Here is an 8,736-nt window from a genome sequence, read left to right on the forward strand (position 1 = left end):
CCTGGGCGCGGGCAATGGCGGCGCTAGCCTCGGCAGGCGAGGTTTGCGGCAACTGGGCGATGGTTTCGCCTGTGATGGGCGAGCGCACGGCCAGCGTGCCACTGGTATACGCGGCGCGCGTTACGCCCAGGCGTTGCAGCAATTGGTCAACTTCGGCGGGCAGAGGGCTGGCGGTGTGGGGCATGGGGCAATGGTGGCAGGATAAAAGTGGCCCCAATATCCTCCAATCTGCTGCACCTGTATAGCAACAAATGCGAAGGAGTTGATGCTTAAATAGAATAATGTGGTCTGCAGAGATGCTAGCTGCCAGCGCAGGTTAAATCTGCGCTGGTGGTCAAATTTCTTTAAAAATAGAAACTGCGCTTCATTCCAAAAGGGCATCACTATGCTGCGAAAAGCCTTTCTGCCACCCATCGCCGACCTGTTGGCCTTCGAGGCCGCCGCCCGCCACACCAGCATCTCGCGCGCGGCCGAAGAATTGCACCTGACGCAAAGCGCCGTGTCGCGCCAGATCCGCCAACTGGAGGCGCAGCTCGGCATGGCCGTGTTCCACCGCGTGCGCCAGCGTGTGGTGCTGACCGACGCAGGACGCGTCTACGCCGCCGACGTGCGCGCCGTGCTGCAGCAACTGGCGGCGGCCACGCAAAAGACGATGGCCTGGTCGGATGGTGGTGGCCTGCTGAACCTGGCCGTGCTGCCCACCTTTGGCACCCGCTGGCTGATCCCCCGGCTGGCCGACTTTGCCGCGCTGCACCCCGACGTGACCGTCAACATCGCCGCCCGCAGCGAGCCCTTCGACTTCGCCCAGGAGCCGCTGGATGCCGCCATCCACTTTGGCGCGCCTCTGTGGGCTGGTGCGGTGTGCGAATATTTGATGCACGAGCAGGTCGTGCCCCTGTGTAGCCCCGCCTACCGGCAGCGGCTCGGCATTGCCCAGGTGCAGGGTGTGGCCCGGGCGGTGCTGCTGCAGCAAACCACCCGCCCCACCCAGTGGGCCGACTGGTTCGAGCAGGTGGGTACCGACGGCCAACACGGCCAAAATGCCCTGCGCGGCCCGCGTTACGAGCAGTTTGCGATGATTGCCCAGGCGGCGGTGTCCGGGCTGGGGGCTGCGCTGTTGCCCCGGTTTTTGGTCGAAGCCGAGATTGCATCCGGCGCGCTGGTGCAACTGTTTCCGCAGGCGCTGCAGAGCAGCGATGCCTACTACCTGGTCTACCCCGAGTCGCGGGCCGAAGCGCCCTTGGTGCGGGCGTTTCGCGATTGGATTCGGGGGGCGGCTGGGCAGGAGAAAGATCGCTAAAAATCGAGGGAAACCCACCGATCGCGATGCGACGCACCGGCATGGGCGCTGTTCATTGAGGGTACAGCCGAATGATGGATAGTGCTGTTGATCGACCTGCCAGCGACACGCTACTCCCTCACCGCGGCTAGATTGGGAAATCCATTGCGCTCGATGTTGCTTTGGATGGCCAATTCGAGAATTTCATGGTCTAGGTAGTCGGCGCGGGCGCTGGCAGATGCGCGGGCTGTCTCCAGTTCATCTATTTGCAATGAGAGTGCCGAATTTATTTCGCCGCATAGCTGCTCGAAGGTCAGCGGTGTGTCGCTGGCATCTGTCTTGGATACAAACTCATATCGACCCGCGCCCATGAGCGCTTGAAAAAATCCAAGGGCAACTTTCTCGTTTGCCTCGGCGAGAGACGATGTCAGCGTACTGTTCTGGATTTCTTGGAGGACTTCGCTCTGGTGCAGACGAGATTCTTTCAGCAGTTCGCCGTCTTCGGGTAGAACGCCAATCGCACCAGCACGCGTTCCGGTCTTGTGAAAAATGGTTCGTGCCTCGGTGAATGGCGCTTCTAGTTTGAGATCGCTGAGGCCAATGTTTTGCACTTCATGCGCACCAATGACGTAGACGACGTTGGACTCCTTCTTCAGCTCGAACCGGAGCTTCTTCAGGTCAACGCCAACCTTGGCGGTGAAATGCGCATCGATGATGCCCACGAACTCCCGGGTGGTGGGGCGCTCGAGCCCCAGCAAACCACCAACGTCCATATTGTTGCTGGTCTTCTTGAACGAGGTGTATTTGCTCTTGATGGAGAAGAAGGAAACCTGCAACTGCCGTTCGATGGCAGTCGCATTCACTTGGCGGCCCCTCAGTTGCTCGATCTGTGCGTGCAGTGAAGCGTTTTCGGATGCCAATTGAACTCGCTGGTGCTGCTTGTTGCGCAGGGAGTCCGCGAAAACCTGGACGATGTCTGCCGCGCTATGGACGACATTACCCGCACCTTCTATGACATGGCCTACCGCTGATGTCAGCGGTTTGATTGCATCGATAGCCTCGTTGGTTGTCCCTGCCAAGGCATGGATACCTTCGGTCGCCGTGCTGAAGAAGCGCCAAATCGCTAGGCCAATGAGCAGCGTAACGGCAACGCCGACAAGAATAAACCACCACTGAAATTCCATTTTTTCCGTCCCTCCCAAAGTGAGCGGAGTTTACGGTTAAAGGCTGGGCTTAATAGGAGTGCCTACCACTGGCGCCGACGGCGCAGACACTCGTAAGGCTATAGAACAAGTAGCACCACGCCCCCTAGGGCAGTACCATCGCGGCCTCGCATTTGCCCAAGGCTAGCCCTGTGAAAAAACGCCTTCCCCCGCTGAATTGGCTGCGCGCCTTTGGGTCGTCCGCCCAGCACCTCAGCTTTACCCACGCGGCGGCCGAGCTGAACTTGACGCAGGCCGCCGTCAGCCAGCAGATCAAGGCACTGGAGTCCCAACTGGGGGCGGCTCTGTTCAAGCGCTTGCCCCGGGGGCTGGAGCTCACCGAGGCGGGGCTGGCCTATTTGCCCGTGGTGCACGAGGCGGTGGAGCGCTTGGCAGCGGCCACCGACGAGATCTTTGGCCAAGGCCGCCGCCGGGTGTTGACGGTACGGGTCAGCCTGGTGTTTTTTACCCAATGGCTGGCACCGCGTCTGCCGCAATTTCGTGCCTTGCACCCTGAGGTGGGTTTGCGCATCACCAGCACCATCTGGGGCGGAGATGCCAGCGTGAACGATGCCGAAGCCGACCTGGACATTCGGCACGGGCACGGCAAGTGGACGGGGCTGAAGGCCGAGCGCCTCACCTGGGACCGCTTGGTGCCGGTGTGCGCGCCGTCATTGCCATCGCCACAGCGCCCGTTGGCGATGCCCAAAGACCTGGCCCAGCACACGTTGCTGCACGTGTTGGGCTACGAAGAAGGCTGGGGTTACTGGCTCAAAAAGGCGGGTGCGGGCCAAGTGGACTCGTCGCAGGGCATGCAATTTGACACCCTGATTTCTGCACTGAAGATGGCCGAGCTGGGCCAGGGCGTGGCGTTGGCGCGTTCGTCGCTGGTGCAGACCCTGCTGGCCTCCGGCCAACTGGTGGCACCGTTGACGGCCCGCTTCGCCACCAGCGAGGCGTTTTACCTGGTCTATTCCCCGCACAGCATCGTCAACCCGCAAGCCGCCGCATTCGCCGTCTGGCTGGCTGCGCAAGCCCAGGAATCGCGCACGCAAAGCGAAAGCTTGCTGCTTTAGCTATAAATAAAACCACCCCTCAGACATTTTTTTTATTGCTTTCGCCCGTGTTTTTTGTGGTGGACACTGCGCTCCGGTTTGGCACTGCATCTTTTCTTTTGAAGGTGGCGGTACAAGACGCTTTACAACACCGGGGACACCATGGAAAAGCACACACAGCTGCCGTTTATCGGGGTCAGAGTCATCGACTTTGGCCAGTACATTGCCGGCCCCGCCGTTGCCATGGTGTTGGCAGATCTGGGGGCGACCGTGATTCACGTGGACCCGCCCGATGGCCCGCTGTGGGACAGCCCGGCCAACGCGGTGCTGAACCGCAATAAGCACTCTCTGCGCATCGATTTGAAATCGGCGCAAGGCCTACAGGATGCCAAGGCGCTCATCGCAGCGGCCGATATCGTGCTGGAGAACTTTCGCCCTGGCGTGATGGCCCGTCTGGGTCTGGACTTCGCCGCCTTGCGGCGCGAACAGCCCACGCTCATCACCTTGTCCATTCCGGGTTTTGCCAGCAACGACGCCTTGCGCCGCGATTGGCGCGCCTTGGAGCCCATCATTGCCGCGGCCTCGGGGGTGTTTACCGACATGGGGCAAAACCGGGTGCTGATGGGCATCAACCCCAGTTTTTCGCCGCTGCCGCTGGCTTCGTCCTACGGCACCATGCTGGCGGTGTCGGCCGTGGCGCTGGCCTTGCAGTCGCGCCAGCGCAACGGGCGGGGCGACGGCATCGAGGTGCCACTGGCCTCGGCGGTGATGGAAGGCCTGTCGTACAACTCCATCCAGATCGACGACTACCCGCTGCGCTATAAAACCCTGCGAGAAAAGGAGATTGAGCGGCGGCGCGCAGAAAACCTGCCCATGGACTTGCAGTACGCCGACCTGCAAGAGTACCTAGACCCCTTCTACCGCACCTACGCATGTGCCGATGGCCGCAAGTTCTACGCCGTGTGCCCGTCCCACCGTTCGCACGCCAAGCGCTGCCTGCAAGCCATGGGGCTGCTGGACGAAATGCTGGCCGCTGGCCTGCCCCACGTGGCCGACCCTTACTTGCCTTTGGACCAGTGGGAGGGCGATGCATCGCTGGGGGTGTACCCGCTGCCCGAACACTGGGCCAAGCGCATCTCGGCGCGCATGCAAGAGGTTTTCCTCACCAAAACTGCCGCCGAATGGGAGAAGGTTTTTGGCGAAGGCCGGTTTCCGGGCGCTGCCCACCGCAGTACGCAGGAATGGCTGCACGATGCGCACGCCCATGCCACGGGCCTGGTGGTCCACGTGCGCGATTCGGAATACGGCGAAATGCAACAGCCGGGGCCGGTTGCCTGGCTGGAGGCGAGTGCCGCGCAGATGCTGTCGCCTTTGCCGCGCCACACGGTGACCGTGTCGGAGGCGCAGGCTCTTCTGGACGGATGCGCCCCCAGCGGGCTACCGCCCCCATCCGACCAGCCCGCCGCTGGCTGGCTGCAAGGCATCCGCATTCTGGACCTGACGAATGTGATTGCAGGCCCGCATTCCACTTCTTTCCTGGGGCGGTTTGGGGCCGAAGTGACCAAGCTCGACCCCGTCATGCCCAACTACGACCCGTGGAATACGGTGGTCTTTGGCATGTCTTCCGCGCGGGGCAAGCAAAGCGTGCTGGTCGACCTGCACCACCCCGACGGACGCGAAGTCTTCAACCGCCTGGTGCGTTCGGTCGATGTGGTGGTGATGAACGCACCAGACCGCCAACTGGCACCGCTGGGCCTGGACGAAGCCAGTCTGCAGGCGCTCAACCCCGGCGTCATCTTTTGCCAGCTGGACTGTTTTGGCGGCCCACGGCGCGGCCCCAGAACCGACTACCTTGGCTACGACGATCTGGTGCAGGCCACCAGCGGCATCATGCTGCGCTTTGGCGGCGGCATGCAAACGCCGGAGGAGCACGCCCACGTCGGCACGATTGATGTGATGTGCGGGTTTGCGGCCGCACTGGGCGTGGCCGCCGCCCTGTACCACAAGGCCAAAACCGGCGAAACCAGCCGTGCCCGTACTTCGCTGTCGGCGCTGGGCAACCTGGTGCAAATACCGTACTGCTTTGACTACGCGGGCCGGGCACCGTTTGACGAGCCTTCGGGTCGTGAGGTGCAGGGCTTTTCCCCCTTGTCGCGCTTCTTTCGCACGGCGGACCACTGGATTTATGTGGACACCTGTGAAAAAGAGCTGGGGCGACTCGACGGCGTTGAGGGCCTGCGCGGCATCGGCGGGGCGGTCGATCCGGCCGCATTTCTGGCGGCGGCACTGGCCGCAGAAGCTGGAGCCGTCTGGCAGACCCGCCTGCAAGCCGCCGATGTGGCCGCCGCCATACCGGACAACATCGACAAGCTGCGCAGCCGCTACAGCCGTGCCGCCGACCAGCAGCCGGGCACCGACAAAGGGAGTTATGCCTTCAGCATCTTTGCCGACCATCCCAGCGGCCACCGTGTGACGCAACTCGACCCGATCGCCATTCGGCCACAACATGCCCCGATCCGGGCCCTGGCACCCGCCGAGAAGTTTGGCGCATCGACCCGCAAGGTGTTGGCTCAAATGGGCTATTCCGAAGCGCACATCCACACCCTGTTGGCTAACAATGCGGTCAGTGAAGCATGGAGTGGCGAATACCTGCCCAGCTGACGGTGCCAAACTAGCACCACCAAGGAATTGACATGAATGCGTTGACGTTTGACTACATCGTGGTGGGTGCAGGCACCGCCGGGTGCCTGCTGGCCAATCGGCTGAGTGCGGACAAGAACCGCAGCGTACTGTTGCTGGAGGCCGGTGGGCCCGACAACTACCCATGGATCCACATCCCCGTGGGCTACCTGTATTGCATTGACAACCCCCGCACCGACTGGCGCTTCAAAACCGCCCCCTCGCCAGGACTCAATGGCCGCACGCTGCTATATCCGCGCGGCAAGACGCTGGGCGGCTGCTCCAGCATCAACGGCATGATCTACATGCGGGGCCAGGCCCGTGACTACGACGGCTGGGCCGCCACCACGGGGGACCAGGCCTGGTCGTGGGAGCAGTGCCTGGCGGACTTTCGGGCCCATGAAGACCACTACCGGCTGGACGCTGCGGCGGCGGCAAACCCGGACGCTGCCACCCAAGCGTTTGCCGCGCTGCACGGCTCCGGCGGCGAATGGCGCATCGAGAAACAGCGTTTACGCTGGGATGTGCTGGACGACTTCAGCAAAGCCGCGCAACAGGCCGGTATTCCCGCCACCACCGACTTCAACACCGGCGACAACCACGGCGTGAGCTACTTTGAGGTCAACCAACGCAGCGGTTGGCGCTGGAATGCCTCCAAGGCTTTTTTGCGGCCCGTGCGCAAGCAACGCAAAAATCTGACGGTGTGGACCGGTGCCCAGGCCAGTCAACTGCTGTTTAGCAATGAAAACGGCGGTTCGCGCAGATGCACCGGGCTGGAGGTGCTATACAAAGGAGAGCGCCATACCGTCCGTGCGGCCCGCGAAGTCATTTTGAGCGCCGGGGCGATTGGCACGCCGCATCTGCTGCAACTCTCCGGGGTGGGCGATGCTGAGTTGCTGCAGCAGCACAACATTCCCGTGGTGCACCACGCGCCGGGTGTGGGGCGTAATTTGCAAGACCACCTACAGATACGCTCGGTCTACAAAGTACAGGGTGCGCGCACCCTCAATACCCAGGCCAACCACCTCTGGGGCAAGGCGCGCATTGCCCTGGAATACGCGCTGACCCGCAGCGGCCCGATGAGCATGGCCCCGTCGCAGCTGGGTATCTTTACCCGCAGCAGCGCCGCTTACGTGCACCCCAACATCCAGTACCACGTGCAGCCCCTGAGTCTGGAGGCCTTCGGGCAACCCTTGCACAGCTTCCCCGCCATCACCGCCAGCGTCTGTAACCTGAACCCCAGCAGCCGGGGCAGCGTGAGCTTGCGCAGCGCAGATTTTCGGGATGCACCTTGTATTGCGCCCGACTACCTGAGCACCGACGAAGACCGCCGTGTGGCCGCTGACTCCCTGCGGGTGACCCGCCGCATCGCGGCCCAACCGGCCATGGCCCGCTACCAACCCGAAGAATTCAAACCCGGCGTGCAGTACGAAACCGACGAACAGCTGGCGCGCCTGGCCGGGGACATTGGCACCACCATTTTTCACCCGGTGGGCACGGCTCAAATGGGCAAGGCATCCAACCCGCTGGCCGTGGTGGACAGCCATTTACGGGTCCACGGCATCCAGGGCCTGCGCGTGGTGGATGCCAGCGTCATGCCCAGCATCGTCAGTGGCAACACCAACAGCCCTACGCTGATGATTGCCGAGAAGGCCGCGCGCTGGATCATTGCAGGAGTCTGAGGCCGGTTTGCATGGGAGCTAGCGAACGCATGCGCTTCGACTGGATCGCTGACAAGCGTGGTTTTGCGCCGTACCGGAAGATGCTAGGCTGAGTGGGTAAGTCTGCTTGCATACCGGTGGGCGTTCGGCTTGCCGGATTCTCTCAAATGGATAGCTGGTTACGCAGTTAGATACTGCGCTGGCGGGCCGTTTGGCTTGAAATTTTGGGTGGTGTGGGTGCTGCCAGTATTTCCGGCTCACGGCTGGCGTTGTTTGAGCCGCAGGCGAGTTGAGCCAGACCCCGCCCACAGCGCGCACCGCAGGTTCCCGCAGCGCCAGCGCAGGACGCAGACAGCGGGGGTGGCCTTTCTTTTGGTGACGCCGCGACGACCACGCAAAAAACAAGTTACTGCGGCGCCGGGCGCACATCCCGGTCAGCGGTGACTGTGGCACCCACCGCTGCGCACGCCACTACACATCTCCGTCAAAAATATCTAAGAGAAAGTGGCTCCAGTGCAGACTCCACCTGCGCAAGCAGCTACGGAAAGTAGAGCATTCCATACCGTTACCCGCTGAAGAATAGTTGCAGGCTCCAGAAAAATAACAAGGTTTCGCCGGGCTATAGTGGCCCACTGTTCGAATGCGGGGTTTGTCGGAATTTTTATACCTGTGTATTGAATCAGGTACCTCGCTGGAAAACCAGTCTAGAAGCCACTTTCAGGAGATATCGATGCCCAATGTATACGGCAGCGCCTTTTTTATCCGGCAGGTTTTGCGGTCTACATTACGTTAGTTCTCAATAAAGAAAGCCTCATATGAAGTCTAGTGAATTTTTCACAATCCATGATCTCATCGCGAGT

The 8,736-nt window shown here is 61.8% G+C and carries 5 protein-coding genes and 1 pseudogene; 4 read left to right on the forward strand and 2 right to left on the reverse strand.

Features of this window, described 5'->3' with window-relative positions; translation table 11 throughout:
* Window positions 1-184 (reverse strand): annotated as a pseudogene (locus ABI213_RS07910) (aldehyde dehydrogenase family protein); the annotation flags it as partial.
* Window positions 185-385: 201 nt separating this feature from the next.
* Between ABI213_RS07910 and ABI213_RS07915 the strand changes: the two are divergent.
* A complete protein-coding gene (locus ABI213_RS07915; RefSeq protein ID WP_348006815.1) occupies window positions 386-1,300 on the forward strand; it encodes a LysR family transcriptional regulator in 915 nt (304 codons plus the stop codon).
* Between the two features lie 110 nt (window positions 1,301-1,410).
* On the opposite strand, the gene ABI213_RS07920 is transcribed toward ABI213_RS07915, so the two are convergent.
* Window positions 1,411-2,463, reverse strand: a complete 1,053-nt coding sequence (locus ABI213_RS07920) for a hypothetical protein (RefSeq protein ID WP_348006816.1) — start codon at window positions 2,461-2,463, stop codon at window positions 1,411-1,413.
* A gap of 170 nt (window positions 2,464-2,633) precedes the next feature.
* Here ABI213_RS07920 and gcvA point away from each other — a divergent pair, with 170 nt between their 5' ends.
* The 3 genes from gcvA (at window position 2,634) to ABI213_RS07935 (ending at window position 7,897) form a co-directional block, all read left to right on the forward strand.
* Entirely contained in the window at window positions 2,634-3,557 is a 924-nt protein-coding gene (gene gcvA / locus ABI213_RS07925) for a transcriptional regulator GcvA (RefSeq protein ID WP_348026633.1), read from the forward strand.
* A 141-nt stretch (window positions 3,558-3,698) separates the two neighbouring features.
* Window positions 3,699-6,197, forward strand: coding sequence for a CoA transferase (locus tag ABI213_RS07930; protein ID WP_348026635.1), 2,499 nt, complete (start codon window positions 3,699-3,701; stop codon window positions 6,195-6,197).
* Between the two features lie 32 nt (window positions 6,198-6,229).
* Entirely contained in the window at window positions 6,230-7,897 is a 1,668-nt protein-coding gene (locus ABI213_RS07935; RefSeq protein ID WP_348005350.1) for a GMC family oxidoreductase N-terminal domain-containing protein, read from the forward strand.
* Window positions 7,898-8,736 lie beyond the last annotated feature (839 nt).

This window comes from Rhodoferax sp., assembly GCF_039922535.1.
Taxonomy (GTDB): domain Bacteria; phylum Pseudomonadota; class Gammaproteobacteria; order Burkholderiales; family Burkholderiaceae_C; genus Rhodoferax_B.

Excerpts from the sequence above, each read along its gene's own strand:
- ABI213_RS07915 (WP_348006815.1), top strand. The coding sequence starts at position 386 with ATGCTGCGAAAAGCCTTTCTGCCACCCATCGCCGACCTGTTGGCCTTC.
- ABI213_RS07935 (WP_348005350.1), top strand. The coding sequence starts at position 6,230 with ATGAATGCGTTGACGTTTGACTACATCGTGGTGGGTGCAGGCACCGCC.
- ABI213_RS07930 (WP_348026635.1), top strand. The coding sequence starts at position 3,699 with ATGGAAAAGCACACACAGCTGCCGTTTATCGGGGTCAGAGTCATCGAC.
- ABI213_RS07920 (WP_348006816.1), bottom strand. The coding sequence starts at position 2,463 with ATGGAATTTCAGTGGTGGTTTATTCTTGTCGGCGTTGCCGTTACGCTG.